Origin of the sequence: Pseudomonas sp. NPDC077408 (genome assembly GCF_050269105.1) — a bacterium.
In the GTDB taxonomy this organism is placed as follows: Bacteria; Pseudomonadota; Gammaproteobacteria; order Pseudomonadales; family Pseudomonadaceae; genus Stutzerimonas.
This window is the reverse complement of sequence record NZ_JBNNHS010000002.1, coordinates 475,445-490,646: the sequence shown is the minus strand read 5'-3', so window position 1 is coordinate 490,646 and position 15,202 is coordinate 475,445. Positions and strand designations below refer to the sequence as shown.

The following is a 15,202-nucleotide window of genomic DNA, read 5'->3' as shown; positions in this document are numbered from 1 at the left end:
ATCCTTGTGGGTGTATTCAAATTGATTCGTATGTTTTTATCAGTTCTTGAAGGGGGAAGCTGTATATTTTTTTTCGGATTGTATAGGCTTGTAAGTGATTAAAATTCCTTTTTACAAGTCGGCGACTTAGCTTTTGTTTGTTTTTCCGTAAATCGAGCACATCGATTAATCCAAGCTCTCCATCGGGCGTTAATATGATGTTGCCAAGGTGGAGCGAACGAAAATATATGCCTTCTTCATGAAGAAGCTTGATGAATTTTGCTAGCTTTGGAATGTATGTGTATAAGGTGTCAGAGCTTTTTTGCAAAATTTGCTCTAGTGACTCTCCCGGTAGCGGCCGGTAGATGCACCCGGTTAGTCCAGTGCGCTTGCTGAGCCAAAACGTTTCAATCACTTCCGGAGTTGGAATATTTTTTTCATTCAATAGCGCTACGTTGCGCGCGAATTTTTCTGCATATGGAAACATCCGGGCTAGTAGCGGATGGCGCCGAGTGTAAAAGATCTTCAAGTATGTCCCGCTGTCAAGCGCAACAACCTTAGGCCCCCGAGCGTCCTGCTCTAGCACCTTCCCGCTAGCCAGCCAGCTTTCTAGTTCTTGCGCTGTTACAATCCGCATCTTGTTCCTCTAGCCAGTCGTATGGGGCTTGCCGAATGGCCAATTCTACCCAGCAATCCAGTCTCACTGTGTACCTGCGATTGCTGCGCTATGTGCTTCCTTACTGGGGGCTTTTCGCAATCAGCCTCTTTGGCTTTCTGATTTTCGCTTCAACCCAGCCGATGCTCGGCTACATGCTCAAGTTTTTCGTCGATGGGCTGAACAACCCCGAGGCGAGTTTTTTTGCACAGGTCCCCTACCTCCAAGGGCATAGCTGGCTCGCAGAGCTGAAGCTTTTGCAGGCCGTCCCGCTGCTGATCATCTTCATCGCGCTCATGCAGGGTGTTGGATCGTTTCTCGGCAATTTTTTTCTCGCCAAGGTCTCATTAGGCCTGGTGCATGATCTGCGGCTGGCCCTGTTCAACAATATGTTGACTCTGCCCAACCGTTATTTTGACAGCCACAACTCCGGACATCTTATCTCGCGGATCACCTACAACGTGACCATGGTTACCGGCGCGGCGACCGACGCGATCAAGGTGGTAGTGCGCGAGGGTATGACGGTTGTTTTCCTGTTCGCCACGCTACTGTGGATGAACTGGAAGCTCACGCTGGTGATGCTGGCGATACTGCCAGTGATTGGGGTCATGGTTTCGAGCGCCAGCAAGAAATTCCGCAAGCAGAGCAAGAAGATTCAGCTCGCGATGGGCGACGTGACCCATGTGGCATCGGAAACCATTCAGGGCTATCGCGTGGTGCGTAGCTTCGGTGGCGAGCCCTATGAGCGGGATCGCTTCCTGGCGGCGAGCTCGGAGAACACCGCCAAACAGTTGCGTATGGTCAAGACCAACGCCGTTTACACACCGAGCCTGCAGCTGGTCATCTACAGCGCCATGGCCGTGCTGATGTTTCTGGTGTTGTTGCTACGAGGTGACGCGTCTGCTGGCGATCTGGTCGCCTACATCACGCTTGCCGGGTTGCTGCCCAAGCCGATTCGCCAGCTCTCGGAAGTCAGCTCGACGATCCAGAAGGGGGTGGCCGGCGCGGAAAGCATCTTCGAGCAACTCGACGAGGAGCCAGAAGTCGATCGGGGCACGCTTGAACGCGAGGCCGTCAGCGGCCATCTCGAGGTGCGTAACCTCGATTTCGTCTACCCACGTACCGACAAGCGCGTTCTGCATGACATCAGCTTCACCATCGAGCCCGGGCAGATGGTCGCGCTGGTAGGCCGATCCGGCAGCGGCAAATCCACGCTGGCGAATCTGATCCCACGCTTCTATCACCATGAGGCCGGTCAGATACTGCTCGACGGTGCGGATGTCGAGTCCTACAGGTTGCGTAATTTGCGTCGGCACATCGCGCTGGTGACTCAGCAGGTGACGTTGTTCAACGATACGGTGGCCAATAACATCGCTTACGGCGATCTGGCCGGCGCGCCGCTGGACAACATACGCCGCGCGGCCCGTGATGCGTACGCCGATGAGTTCATCGAACAGATGCCGGAGGGTTATCAGACCATGGTCGGCGAAAACGGCGTGCTGCTGTCCGGCGGTCAGCGCCAACGCCTGGCAATCGCTCGTGCATTGTTGAAGAACTCGCCAGTGCTGATTCTGGACGAAGCCACTTCGGCGCTGGATACCGAGTCGGAGCGGCACATCCAGGGGGCGCTGGATCATGTCATGCAGGGCCGTACCACGCTGGTCATCGCGCACCGCTTGAGCACTATCGAAAAGGCCGACCAGATTCTGGTGATGGAGCAGGGCCGCATCGTCGAGCGCGGTACCCACGCCGAGCTGCTGGCCGCGAACGGCGCCTACGCCAGGCTCCACGCGACGCAGTTCAAGGATGAAGTGCCCGAAGAGCAGGAATCCTGATGTTGCGGTTCCTGCAGAGCTGGCGCGAGCGTGGCTGGCGCATTATCGCCGCGTCGACGTATGCCGAAGCCTGGCAGCGCTACGGCGGTAGTGTTGCGACTCACCCTGAGGTCATCGAGCGGCTGGCTGGGCTCGCTGGTATTCCAGTGCGCTACCTGGGCTGGGAAAAGCACGGTGAGCTGATTGCAGCGGTTCCCTGCTGGGGGCGGCATCTGGCGCTTTCCAAGGATGTGCTGAAAAAAACCGGTAAACGCGGCCTGTTCGATATGGGCAATGCGGAGATCATATTGCCGGTTGCCGAGCAGGCTGACGTACCGGTGCGCCAGCGTATGCGCTACGTGTCAGAACTCAACGCTGCCTCGGTCAATACGTTGCGCGAGCAGCCGGAGGGCTTGGCGCTGGCGCGCGAACCGGAGGAGTATTCGAAGAAATTCCGCTACAACCAGCGTCGCGAGCAGCGCCTGCTGGAAGAGGCTGGCGGTGTGCTTCGACCGATGCTGGATTTCTCGCCGACCGAGCAGGCTGCAATGTATGCCGATCTGTTCCAGCGCCGCTGGGGTTTCGAGGCGCCCGGTAAGGGCCATCTGCAAGAGGTCTTTGCACTACTGCGCGAGTTCATGACCGGCTCGGTGGTTCTGTTCGATGAGCAGCCCATCGCTGTCCAGGTGCTTTACCGGGTCGAAGCGCCGAAGTGGGTGTCGATCGAGTACATCAACGGCGGTGTCGATCCGCAACAGCGTGACTTCAGCCCCGGCAGCGTCCTCAGCTTCGTCAATACCCAGGCAGCCTGGGCCGATGCCCGCGCGCTGTGCAAACCGCTGCGTTATTCCTTCGGTCGTGCGGACCGAGAGTACAAGGACCGCTGGTGCAACCGCGTTCCGGTCTACCAGGTGTGAGCCATGAGTGCACGCAAGCAGCAATTGCTTAAACGTCATCGCCAGCAAAAGCGCATCGCGCTGCTCGTCGCGCTCGTTGTGCTGTTGCTGATTGGCGCGCTAGTCAGCTGGTGGCTGCTACCGCTGCTGGTAGTTCTCGGCTGGATCGCCCATGAGGCATGGTTCGCTGATCATCTGTTCTACCGGCCGCAGGACGACTACCGCTACGCCTTTCCCGAAGACGCTAAGCGCTATCCGGTGCGCATCGAGGACGGCCGTCTGGTGCTGGCGGACGACTTCGAGGCTGCAGATACGCTGATTCTCGAGATCAATCTGAAGGCCAGCTGGCTAGGGCGCTGGCGCGACCCACAGGTATGGATCGGTGAGGACCGCCAGGATTTCGAGCGCGGTGTCGCGGGTCGGCGTTACCTCAACCTTTCCGGTCAGCACGAGCTGCTCGTCCAGGGCAGGCTGAGCGTTCTCGGGCGTTTCTGCCACCTCTCGAACGATGCGACCCTATATGCAATGCGTAATCCGGACTACGCCGAGCGTCGGATCCTGATCATTGCTCCCCATGCTGACGATGCCGAGCTGGCCGCCTTCGGCTTGTACAGCCGAGCGCGCGACGTCTCCATAGTGACCCTGACTCAGGGCGAGATCGAGGCGAAGAACTACCAGCGCCTGGGCTTGGATCTGTCTGCTGCGGCTCGTTTGAAGGGGCGCCTGCGCAGTTGGGACAGCTTAGCGATACCGCTCTGGGGCGGCGTGCCGCAATCGCATTGCGCGCAGCTCGGCTATTACTGCCTGCAACTGCCAGCCATGTTCGAGGAGCCGGAGCGTCCATTTGGCTCGCGCGAGTCGGGCGAGCAAGACATCCGCAGCGTACGCCAGCACAACCCTCTAACGCTGCCGGCGGATGTGGATGGCGTGCCGAGCTGGGATAACCTGCAGGCCGACCTGCGCGCGCTGCTGTCGCATTTCCGTCCTGAAGTAGTGGTCACGCCGCATCCTGAACTCGATCCGCACTCCGACCATGTCGCTGCCACGCGAGCGCTTGTTCAGGCGATGGACGAGGGGGGCTGGCAGCCGGAAACGCTGCTGCTCTATGCCAATCACCTGCACGATAACGATCGCTGGCCGATGGGTCCGGCTGATGGTGGTATTGCGTTGCCGCCTGCCATCGAGCCGCTGCCGGCGGATCGCTTGTGGAGCCCTCTGCTGGATGCCGACGCGCGGCTGAACAAGGCCATGGCGTTGGCCATGCAGCACGATTTACACGGGCCACTGCCGCTGAAAAAGCGTCTGCGCCGCTTGATTCAGGTAGCCCTCGCCGGCCGGCGCTGGCCGCGCACCGGCGAGGACGAATTCTTCCGTAAGGCGGTACGCAGACACGAACTGTTTTGGGTTCGCCACCTATAGCAAGGCGCCGGTCCAGGCGGGTCGTCGCATCGTGCATGTTATGATCGCCGCCTTTTTCTCTTACTCACCGGAGCCCCCATGAAGTTGTCCATGCCCCGATTCGACCAAGCCGCCGTTCTGGTGGTCGGTGATGTCATGCTCGATCGTTACTGGCATGGCGGCACTTCGCGGATCTCGCCCGAGGCGCCGGTGCCGGTGGTCAAGGTCGAGCAGGTGGAGGATCGGCCGGGTGGGGCGGCGAACGTTGCGCTGAATATTGCGGCGCTTGGTGCGCCGGCGGCGCTGGTTGGGGTTACCGGGGTCGACGAGGCGCAGCAGAGCCTGACCGATAGCCTTACTGCTGCGGGGATCGGGGCATACTTTCAATCCATCGAGCATCAGCCAACAATCATCAAACTGCGGGTGATGAGTCGCCATCAGCAGCTGTTGCGAATGGATTTCGAGGAGCCCTTCGACACGAATCCCGCCGCGTTGCTGAGGCAGGTCGAGGCGCTGCTGGACGGCGTCAAAGTGTTGATTCTGTCCGATTATGGTAAGGGCGCGCTGCGCAATCACCAGGCATTGATTCAGGCGGCGCGCCAGCGCGGCATCCCGGTGCTGGCCGACCCCAAGGGAAAGAACTTTGAGATTTACCGGGGAGCATCGGTGATTACGCCGAATCTCGGTGAGTTCGAGGCCATCGTTGGACACTGCACGGACGAAGCCGATCTGGTGGCTAAGGGGGCTGAGCTGATGCACAGCCTTGAACTCGGTGCGCTGCTGGTGACTCGCGGCGAGCATGGCATGACGTTGCTGCGTCCGGAGCATTCGCCGTTGCACCTGCCTGCTCGGGCTCGCGAAGTGTTCGACGTCACTGGCGCTGGCGACACTGTCATCTCTACCCTGGCCGCCGCTATAGCTGCAGGCGAGGAATTACCGCAGGCCGTGGCCCTCGCCAATCTCGCCGCCGGCATCGTCGTCGGCAAGCTTGGAACCGCTTGTATCAGTGCCCCGGAACTGCGCCGCGCGGTGCAGCGCGAGGAGGGTTCCGAACGCGGTGTGATGACACTGGAGCAGTTGCTGACGGTGATCGAAGATGCTCGCGCCGAAGGCGAAAAGATCGTCTTCACTAATGGCTGTTTCGACATTCTGCATGCCGGCCATGTGTCCTATCTGGAGCAGGCGCGAGCCCAAGGAGATCGCTTGATCGTCGCAGTGAACGATGATGGTTCGGTGAGTCGCCTGAAGGGGCCGGGCCGGCCGATCAACTCGGTTGATCGGCGCATGGCGGTGCTGGCTGGCCTCGGCGCAGTCGATTGGGTCGTGTGCTTCGCAGAAGACACACCGGAGAATCTGCTTGCAGAGGTCAAACCGGATGTGTTGGTCAAGGGCGGTGATTACGGTGTCGATCAGGTTGTGGGAGCTGATCTGGTCACAGCCTATGGCGGCGAGGTCAAGGTGCTTGGGCTTGTTGAAAACAGCTCTACCACGGCCATTGTCGAGAAAATACGTAAGCGATAACTTGGCTGGGCAGGCTATCTCTTCAGTTCAACCAGATGCCGCCAAAGTGTTGGTCTTGGTCCAGTCACGCCAGCTGATTCGCTCTTCTCGCACGACCCATTCGTCCTGGCTGGCAAAGCTTTCCGACAGCCACAACCCGCGCGTGCTGGCCGGAACGGGCTGACCCTTGCGTAGTGTGAACAGCGCGGCGGTCGGGCGGCCCTGTAGCAGCGGAACCAGAAAGAGGTCGGGTCTGCTGCGGGATAACGCTGCGACGAGCTTGCCGTCGTCCAGGCGTTCATCAACGTGGAACAGGCTTAGCTCGCGGGTTTCCTTCGGCAACTCAAGGCGCATGTCGTAGACCAGCTGAAGCGAAGCAGTAGGCAGATGAACATAGGCTCGCGGCCGCTCCATCAAGGTCATCTGACCACATTGAATCGGCCTGGCCGAGCCGGAAAGCGAGGCTAGGTTGAAATGCACCGCCTCGCGATAGCGCAAGCTGCCCTGATAAGGCGCTGGCAGCCAGGTATCACCGAAGCGCCCGGCGAGCCAGCCTTCAGGCGTCTCCATCAAGCACTCTTCAGCGACTTCCTGGATCGCAGTCAGCAGCGGCAGGCTGAGCTCATGGGCGGGGACGTAGCCAGAGATCAGCTTGAGCACCACGTCGCCCCGGTCCTGGCGTTGCTGGCGCACCAGTACCCAGTATTCTTGACCCTGCCAGCAGAGGGTCAGGCGTACCGAGACGCCGAGGTTTGCCAATTCGAGGTTAAAGCGGCTCGGATCATCGACAGTCACTGGCCTGCGGCGTTCGAGCATCTCGCTGAAATTGAGCGGCCGTCCGAGGCTCTGGTAGCGCAAGCCTTCCGGGCTCGCTTCGACGAGCAGCGGCAGCGTCTTGAAGGCTGTGGGATTCTTGCGGATCAGCACACGCGGCATCGGCTCCTCCTGGCAGTAGGCGGCCGTTTGGCCGTGTTTATTGTTGTTGGGATAAAACGGCTGCGGCGGTACGCACGTTATCTGACAAGTGTTGCGGGTTGATGGTGCCAACGATGGCGGCGCCAACGCCGGGGTGGCTGAACAACAACTCGAAGCTGAGCCGTACGGGGTCCTCGTCTGGCGTCAGGCAAACATGGCCGCTGGCGAGCGCCTTCTTGACCAGGATGCCCTTGCCGTGTGCCTGAGCGTAGTCGAGCACCGGCCGCTCGGCCTGCTCGTTGAGGTTGTAGGTGACCATCGCACAGTCGCCATGCTCAAGGGCGAGCAATCCGCCTTCCACAGTCTTGCCCGACAGGCCGTAGCCGAGAATCTTACCCTCGCGCTTGAGCTCCGCGAGCGTTTCGTAAACGCCACTGTCCTGCAGAATCTCCAGGTCGCGTCCGTCCGAGTGCACCAGTACTAGGTCGATACGGTCGGTTTTCAGCCGCTTTAGGCTGCGTTCGACGGAAAAGCGGGTATGGGCTGGTGAGAAATCGAAATGCGAACGACCGTCGGCGAATTCCTCGCCGACCTTGCTGACCACCACCCAATGGTCGCGCTGGCCTTGCAGCAGCGGACCCAGGCGCTGCTCACTGACCCCGTAGGCGGGCGCGGTGTCTATCAGGTTGATCCCGAGATCCCGTGCTAGAGCAAGCAGTTGTCGCGCCTGCGCGTCGTCGGGAATACGAAAGCCGTTGGGGTACTTCACGCCCTGGTCACGGCCCAGCTTGACGGTGCCCAGGCCCAGTGGCGATACATTCAGACCGGTACTGCCGAGCGGGCGATGCAGGTGGTGGAGGGTCGTTTCCATCAGACCAATCCTTCCCAGAAGGGCCGGGTGATCGCAGGGCGGGGCAGTTCAGGCAGTGGCGCCAGCGGTTGCGGTTGGATGCCGTCTCGGACCAAGGCGCCTTCGACGCGATCAGCGAAATCCGGCGACAACGCCAGTTTGGTCGGCCAGCCGACCAGCAGACGGCCCTGCTCCGCGAGAAAGGCGTTGTCCGGTCTCGCCAATGCCGATTGCGCCGGCTCAGCGCGATCGATGCGCAGCGTTGCCCATTTCGCCGCGGACAGATCGATCCAAGGCACCAGCTCGGCCAGTTCTTTCTTCGCAGCCGCAATCTGTGCCGCCTCATCGCGCGCCACCCCGCCCGCTTCGGCCAGATCGCCGCCCAGGTACCACACCCATTCACCGTCTTCAGCCGGGTGGCTGGTGACAGTGATGCGAGGTTTGGAGCCGCCGCCCAGGCAGTGTGCATAGAGCGGCTTCAATGTAGGCGCCTTGACGATGACCATGTGCAACGGACGCTTTTGCATCGCCGGTTGGGCGAGACCCAAAGCATTCAGCAGTTCGGCATTGCCCGCGCCGGCCGTCAGCACAATGCGCTGAGCGCGTATCGAGCGACCGTCGACGACCAGCCCCGTCAGTTCGCCGTTTTCCCGTAGTGGCTCGATTCGTTCGGCTTTAAGCAGGCCCGAGCCAGATAATTCAGCGAGTCGCTGGATCAGGCTAGGGACATCCAGCACCAGCTCGCTAAGGCGGTAAACCTTGCCTTTGAAGCGAGAATCCTGCAGCGCTGGTGGCAGTTCGCTCCCCTTGACCTGACCCACGCGTGAGCGGACGGCTTTGCTGGCAAAGAAGCTGGTGAGGTTGCCGGTCAGCGTGCCTGGAGACCACAGATAATGCGCGTCGGAGAGCAGGCGTACGCCGGAAAGGTCCAGTTCTCCGTTGCCGGCAAGAGCCTCGCGCCAGCGTCGCGGCATATCGGCGATGGCTTCGGATGCGCCGGTCAGCGCGCCGCTCAAGGCGTACTTGGTTCCGCCGTGGATGATGCCCTGTGACTTGACGCTCTGCCCGCCGCCGAGCACGCCTTTGTCCACCAGCAGTGTCGAATAGCCCAGCCGGCGCAGGCGTGCATTCAGCCACAGGCCGGCGACTCCGCCGCCAACGATCAAAACATCGGTGCTGAGTGAATCGGACATGGGCGGGCCTCATAGAGAAATCAGGCGCGCAGTATAACCGCTCACCTGTCGGCTTCAGCCGATCTGGCTAATGTCCCGTGCTGCCGGAAAACAGCTGAATAACCACGACGCCAGCCACGATCAGCGCCATGCCGAGCACCGCCGGAAGGTCGAGCTTTTGCTGGTAGATTACTGCCGCTGCGATGCTTACCAGGACGATGCCCAGGCCGGCCCAGATGGCGTAGGCGATTCCCACCGGGATGGTTTTGACCACCAGGGCAAGCATCCAGAACGACAGGCTGTAGCCCGCGATAACCAGAAACAGCGGTAGCGGGCGACTGAAGCCCGCCAGCGACTTCATGGACGTGGTAGCAATCACTTCGGCGGTGATAGCGATGGCGAGATAGAAATAGCCAGTCATACGGTCTCCGGTTGCGGGCAGTGCCGGTCTGCGCTGCGTTCATTCGGCTCCCGCGGAACGGGCAAGTTCTGCGCAACGGTACCGGATTTCGCTTCGCGCTTCGCTGTGGCCGTTGCATTCGCCCCTTTGCTAAGCTCCGCGCCCATGAATCGTGCCCTCTATACCCTGCTGTTTCATCTCGCTTTGCCACTGATCGTGGTTCGTTTGTTCTGGCGCGCCCGTCGAGCGCCGGCTTATCGAACGCGCATCGCCGAGCGCTTCGCTGTCGGGTTGCCGGCGTTTCAGCCGGGTGGCATCTGGGTGCATGCGGTGTCGGTCGGCGAAAGCATTGCTGCGGCGCCGATGATTCGGGCGCTCAAGGAGCGCTATCCACAGCTGCCGATCACCGTGACCTGCATGACGCCGACTGGCTCGGAGCGCATCAAGGCGTTGTTTGGCGACACCGTGCAGCACTGCTATCTGCCTTACGATCTGCCCTGGGCGGCCTCGCGCTTTCTAGAGCGTCTGCGGCCGAAGCTGGCGGTCGTGATGGAAACCGAGTTATGGCCCAACCACATTCACCAGTGCGCGCGTCGCGGCATCCCGGTGACGCTGGCCAATGCTCGGCTCTCCGAGCGCTCGGCACGCGGCTATGCACGCTTCGCCCGGCTGACCGCGCCGATGCTGGCCGAGCTGAGCCTGATCGCGGTGCAGACCGAAGCCGAGGCCGTTCGCTTTCGACAGCTCGGTGCCCGTGAGACCAGCGTGCAGGTCACTGGCTCGATCAAGTTTGACCTTAGCATCGACCCGTCGCTGCTTGAGCGCGCTGATCAGCTCCGTACGCAATGGGGCGCCGTATTGCGGCCGATCTGGATCGGCGCCAGTACGCACACGGGGGAGGACGACATTCTGCTGGCTGCCCATCGCCTGCTGTTAGCAGAGCACCCTGACGCGTTGCTGATTCTGGTGCCGCGCCACCCGGAGCGCTTCGGCTCGGTGTATGAGCTGTGCCGAAAACAGGGCTTCGCTACGGTTCGGCGGTCGCTAGCGGAGCCGCCGCAGGCCTCTACACAGGTAGTACTTGGCGACACCATGGGTGAACTGCTGTTTCTGTTTGCACTCGCCGATGTTGCTTTTGTTGGCGGCAGCCTGGTGCCGACCGGCGGGCACAACCTGTTAGAGCCTGCAGCATTGGGCAAACCCGTGCTGACGGGACCGCACTTGTTCAACTTTCTCGATATCGCCGCGCAGCTACGCGATGCCGGTGCGCTTGCCGAAGTCGGCAGTGCACCTGAGCTTGCATCTACAGTAGAGGCATTCTGGGTCGATCCCGCGCGCGCTGCGCAAGTGCGCAGCGCAGGCTTGACAGTGCTGAAGAACAATCAGGGCGCGTTGGGCCGTTTGCTGCAGGGGATTGGGGCTTTACTCGGTTAGCCGGGGATCAGCCTGTTTGCGTACGCTCCCTGTGACCGAAACCTGCCGCGGAAAAGTGGTGTCTGCCAGGCCCATTGCAGGCCTGACGATCCTTGAAATTTATTCCGGCTGAACGTAGCGGTAGCCCGTCCGGCCATGCCAATTACTCGATGCGCACCGGGCGGGCGAAGTTCTCGGACAGATCTGGTGGCAGGAAGTCAGTGTCCGGGTCGTAGTCGGTTTTCAGATAGCGCTGCAGATCTTCCAGATCGCCTGGGTTGAGCGTCCCGGCCGCTTGTTTCAGGCGCAGACTGTCGATAATGTAGTCATAGCGGGCATTGTTGTAGTCGCGCACCGAAGCGAACAGGCGGCGCTGCGTGTCGAGCACGTCGACGATGTTGCGGGTGCCGACCTGGTAGCCGATATCGGTCGCTTCAAGGGCGCTCTGGTTGGAAACGATCGACTGCCGCCGTGCCTGCACCTGTTCCACATCGGTATTGACCGCCCGATAGAGGTTGCGCGTGGTTTCGACCACCTGACGACGCAAGCTTTCACGCTGTTGCTCGGTCTGGGTCAGCTGGTGGAAGGCTTCGCGGCGCTGGGAGCTGATCAGCCCGCCGCTGTACAGCGGGATGTTTAGCTGCAAGCCGATGCTGCGTTGCTCGACGTCGCCGGTGTAGCGGGGGATGCCAGTCACCGCTTCGCTACCCGTGTTGGTGAAACCGAGGCTGTCGTTGTCGCCCTTACTGTAGCGCGCCACAGCGTCGAGGGTCGGTGCATGCCCAGAACGGCGTTGGCGCAGCGTTTCCTCGGCAGCGTTGACGGCCTGATTACTGGCCAACAGGTCGAGGTTCTGCTGCGTGGCGGTGTTGACCCAAGCGCTGGCGTCGTTGGGGATGGGCGGCAGCACTGGCAGGCTGTGCTCAATACCTTCCAGCGCCAGATACTCACGATTGGTCAGGGTGAATAGCGCCTGAAACGCATCGTCCACTTGCCGTTGTGTAAGCAACCGGTTGGCGCGCGCTGTATCGAAACCCGCCTGAGCTTCGAGCACATCGGTACGGTCGGACAAACCCACTTCGAAGCGCTCGTCAGCCTGGTCGAGCTGGCGTTGAAAGGCCGACTCTTCGGCCTTGGCTGCGGCCAGATTGTCTTGGGCACGTAACACGGCGAAGTAAGCTTGCGCGGTGAGGCGAATCAAGTCCTGTTCAGCGATCGAGTACTCCAGCGCGGCCTGTTCGCTGATGGCTTCGGCCGCCTGCAACTGGAACCAGCGTTCAGGTCGAAAAATCGGCTGGCTGAGGGTCGCCTGATAGACAGTGCCGCTGCGTGACAGTGAGCGCGATCCCATGGACGTATCGACATCGGTGCGGGTATTGCTGAGCTCCGCACCGCCGCTGAGGTTCGGTAGCAGGCCAGCACGCGCTTGCGGCACGACTTCCTGGATCGCCTTGAATTGCGCGCGTGCCGCGGCGAGGTCGGCGTTGTTTTCAACCGCCTGTCGGTAGACGCTAACCAGGTCGGTTCGAGCGGAAAGTGGAGGTGCTGTCTCGGCCCAAGTCAGCCCGGACGAGGCGGCGGTCACGGCGAGTGCCAACGTGAGTCTGCGCAGCATGTGCGTCTTTCCCTGAAGCGAAGTGATGGGCAAGGCTATGCGCGGGCATGCAGACGGTCAAGGCGCTTGAGCAGGGTGGTCGGGCCCTTGTTGGAGGCGATCAAGCATCAGGGGGGCAGGGATGGATATGACCCGGCGGTCGTGGCGGCTGCCATCGGCATGGTATTCCCTGCCACTCTTGATTAGACTCGGCCCGTTCTTGTCGGGGTGCCTTGAAGCGAAGGCTGAGATCGGAAAGTTCCGGATCCCGTTGAACCTGATCAGGTTAAGGCCTGCGTAGGGAACAAGATGTGCTCGCCAGTCTTTCGGCCAGCTCTCTCGGCGCCAGTCCCGGCGCGCCCCGATGCCCTTTTCCCGCCGTGTTTTTCAGGTTCGCTCCGACAACTTTCGAGGAGCTAGCCTGATGCGTGCAGAACAACAAAACCTGAGTGAATCCGCCCAAGTCGATCAGGGATCGATCCAGCCTTTCCCGCGTTCGCAGAAAATCTACGTCCAAGGCTCCCGCCCGGACATCCGCGTGCCGATGCGTGAGATCAGTCTCGACGTGACGCCGACCGACTTCGGCGGCGAGATCAACGCGCCGGTTCTGGTCTATGACACCTCCGGCCCTTACACCGATCCGAGCGTGACCATCGACGTACGCAAAGGCCTGGCCGACGTGCGCTCGGCATGGATCGACGACCGTGGCGATACCGAGCTGCTCGATGGCCTGACTTCGCACTTCGGCCAGCAGCGCCTGGCCGATGCCGAGCTGACCAAGATGCGCTTCGCCCACGTACGTAACCCGCGCCGCGCCAAGCCGGGCAAGAACGTCAGCCAGATGCACTACGCGCGCCAGGGCATCATCACGCCCGAAATGGAATACGTCGCCATCCGCGAAAACCTGAAGCTGCAGGAAGCGCGCGCGGCCGGCCTGCTCACCGAGCAGCACGCCGGACAGAGTTTTGGTGCGTCGATCCCGAAGGAAATCACTGCCGAATTCGTGCGTGACGAGGTGGCTCGCGGCCGTGCCATCATCCCTGCCAACATCAACCACACCGAGCTCGAGCCGATGATCATCGGCCGCAATTTTCTGGTGAAGATCAACGGCAACATCGGCAACTCGGCGCTGGGGTCCTCTATCGAAGAAGAAGTCGCCAAGCTGACCTGGGGCATCCGCTGGGGCTCGGACACCGTGATGGATCTGTCCACTGGCAAGCACATCCATGAAACCCGCGAGTGGATCATCCGCAACTCGCCGGTGCCGATCGGTACCGTGCCGATCTACCAGGCCCTGGAAAAGGTCAACGGCGTCGCCGAAGACCTGACCTGGGAGCTGTTCCGCGACACCCTGATCGAGCAGGCTGAGCAGGGCGTGGACTACTTCACCATCCACGCTGGCGTGCTGCTGCGCTATGTGCCGCTGACGGCCAAACGCGTCACCGGTATCGTCTCGCGCGGCGGCTCGATCATGGCCAAGTGGTGCCTGGCGCATCACCAGGAGAATTTCCTCTACACCCACTTCGAGGAAATCTGCGAAATCATGAAGGCCTACGACGTCAGCTTCTCGCTGGGCGATGGCCTGCGTCCGGGCTCGATTGCCGATGCCAACGATGCTGCGCAATTCGGCGAGCTGGAAACCCTCGGCGAGCTGACCAAGATCGCCTGGAAGCATGACGTGCAATGCATGATCGAAGGCCCCGGCCACGTGCCGATGCAGTTGATCAAGGAGAACATGGACAAGCAGCTGGAATGCTGCGACGAGGCACCGTTCTACACCCTAGGCCCGCTGACCACCGACATCGCGCCCGGTTACGACCACATCACCAGCGGCATCGGCGCGGCCATGATCGGCTGGTTCGGTTGCGCCATGCTCTGCTACGTCACGCCGAAGGAGCACCTGGGCCTGCCGAACAAGGATGACGTCAAGACCGGGATCATCACCTACAAGATCGCCGCGCACGCCGCTGACCTGGCCAAGGGCCACCCGGGCGCACAGATCCGCGACAATGCCCTTTCCAAGGCGCGCTTCGAGTTCCGCTGGGAAGACCAGTTCAACCTCGGCCTGGACCCGGATACCGCCCGCAGTTACCACGACGAAACCCTGCCGAAGGATTCGGCCAAGGTCGCGCATTTCTGCTCCATGTGCGGGCCGAAGTTCTGCTCGATGAAGATCACCCAGGAAGTTCGCGAATACGCCAAGGAGAACGGGCTGACCGATGAGCAGAAGGCCATCGAAGCCGGATTCGCCGAGCAGTCTTCCCGCTTCAAGGATGAAGGGTCGGTGATCTACAAGCAGGTGTAGCGGCTGGGATCGGCCACTACGTCGTAGGGTGGATGTCGCTTTTTTACATCCACCGTGCCGCGGCTTGGTGGATCGATGAAGCGTGATCCACCCTACGAAACAGCCAGGGGCAGCTGCGTGGCCCGACTGTAGGGTGGAAAACGGCGGAGCCTTTTCCACGCGTCGACCAGCCACTTCTGTCGAAATGATTCGGCGGCCAATCGGGACATTTCGTTTAAGGCGGGTAAGCCTTCGGCGTTATCCGTTCTTCAGGTCGCTGCTGATGTTCCTTCCGTGAGGCGAAACACTCGTGCTCACGGTTGTGCCGGGCA

12 protein-coding genes and 1 riboswitch are annotated in these 15,202 nt (G+C 61.0%); of the genes, 6 read left to right on the top strand and 6 right to left on the bottom strand.

The genetic code is table 11. The annotated features are described in order from the left end of the window. Positions 1 to 16: 16 nt before the first annotated feature. Positions 17 to 616, bottom strand: coding sequence for a lipopolysaccharide kinase InaA family protein (locus tag ACQKEK_RS07320; RefSeq protein ID WP_499141819.1), 600 nt, complete (start codon positions 614 to 616; stop codon positions 17 to 19). Between the two features lie 35 nt (positions 617 to 651). On the opposite strand from ACQKEK_RS07320, the gene msbA reads away from it, so the two are divergent. From msbA to hldE, 4 genes are all read left to right on the top strand, one after another. Further along, positions 652 to 2,469, top strand: a complete 1,818-nt coding sequence (msbA, locus tag ACQKEK_RS07315; protein ID WP_499141818.1) for a lipid A export permease/ATP-binding protein MsbA — start codon at positions 652 to 654, stop codon at positions 2,467 to 2,469. Further along, a complete protein-coding gene (locus ACQKEK_RS07310; protein ID WP_499141816.1) occupies positions 2,469 to 3,365 on the top strand; it encodes a GNAT family N-acetyltransferase in 897 nt (298 codons plus the stop codon). The genes msbA and ACQKEK_RS07310 overlap by 1 nt, the downstream gene beginning before the upstream one ends. Before the next feature lie 3 nt (positions 3,366 to 3,368). Beyond that, positions 3,369 to 4,763 (top strand): PIG-L deacetylase family protein, encoded by a 1,395-nt coding sequence (locus ACQKEK_RS07305; RefSeq protein ID WP_499141814.1) that lies wholly within the window; start codon positions 3,369 to 3,371, stop codon positions 4,761 to 4,763. A gap of 78 nt (positions 4,764 to 4,841) precedes the next feature. Beyond that, entirely contained in the window at positions 4,842 to 6,263 is a 1,422-nt protein-coding gene (gene hldE / locus ACQKEK_RS07300; protein ID WP_499141813.1) for a bifunctional D-glycero-beta-D-manno-heptose-7-phosphate kinase/D-glycero-beta-D-manno-heptose 1-phosphate adenylyltransferase HldE, read from the top strand. Positions 6,264 to 6,290: 27 nt separating this feature from the next. Here the strand turns inward: hldE and ACQKEK_RS07295 are convergent, their stop codons facing one another. The 4 genes from ACQKEK_RS07295 to ACQKEK_RS07280 all read right to left on the bottom strand — a co-directional run bounded on the left by ACQKEK_RS07295 (position 6,291) and on the right by ACQKEK_RS07280 (position 9,600). Beyond that, a complete protein-coding gene (locus ACQKEK_RS07295) occupies positions 6,291 to 7,178 on the bottom strand; it encodes a metal ABC transporter ATPase (RefSeq protein ID WP_216707079.1) in 888 nt (295 codons plus the stop codon). Between the two features lie 37 nt (positions 7,179 to 7,215). Then, the gene (locus ACQKEK_RS07290) at positions 7,216 to 8,031 is read right to left on the bottom strand and encodes an aldo/keto reductase (RefSeq protein ID WP_499142228.1); all 816 of its coding nucleotides are present in this window, start codon (positions 8,029 to 8,031) and stop codon (positions 7,216 to 7,218) included. Beyond that, entirely contained in the window at positions 8,028 to 9,200 is a 1,173-nt protein-coding gene (locus ACQKEK_RS07285; RefSeq protein WP_499141812.1) for an NAD(P)/FAD-dependent oxidoreductase, read from the bottom strand. The genes ACQKEK_RS07290 and ACQKEK_RS07285 overlap by 4 nt, the downstream gene beginning before the upstream one ends. A 67-nt stretch (positions 9,201 to 9,267) precedes the next feature. Beyond that, positions 9,268 to 9,600 (bottom strand): DMT family transporter, encoded by a 333-nt coding sequence (locus ACQKEK_RS07280; RefSeq protein ID WP_045423971.1) that lies wholly within the window; start codon positions 9,598 to 9,600, stop codon positions 9,268 to 9,270. Between the two features lie 144 nt (positions 9,601 to 9,744). On the opposite strand from ACQKEK_RS07280, the gene waaA reads away from it, so the two are divergent. Beyond that, positions 9,745 to 11,013, top strand: coding sequence for a lipid IV(A) 3-deoxy-D-manno-octulosonic acid transferase (gene waaA / locus ACQKEK_RS07275; protein ID WP_499141811.1), 1,269 nt, complete (start codon positions 9,745 to 9,747; stop codon positions 11,011 to 11,013). A 142-nt stretch (positions 11,014 to 11,155) separates the two neighbouring features. Here waaA and ACQKEK_RS07270 read toward each other — a convergent pair whose 3' ends face one another. Further along, positions 11,156 to 12,607 carry a TolC family outer membrane protein gene (locus tag ACQKEK_RS07270; RefSeq protein ID WP_127840251.1) on the bottom strand — a complete coding sequence of 484 codons (1,452 nt, stop codon included), beginning with the start codon at positions 12,605 to 12,607 and terminating at the stop codon, positions 11,156 to 11,158. Positions 12,608 to 12,800: 193 nt separating this feature from the next. Then, positions 12,801 to 12,907, top strand: a riboswitch (TPP riboswitch). Positions 12,908 to 13,010: 103 nt separating this feature from the next. Here ACQKEK_RS07270 and thiC point away from each other — a divergent pair. Next, positions 13,011 to 14,891, top strand: a complete 1,881-nt coding sequence (gene thiC, locus ACQKEK_RS07265) for a phosphomethylpyrimidine synthase ThiC (protein ID WP_499141809.1) — start codon at positions 13,011 to 13,013, stop codon at positions 14,889 to 14,891. Positions 14,892 to 15,202 lie beyond the last annotated feature (311 nt).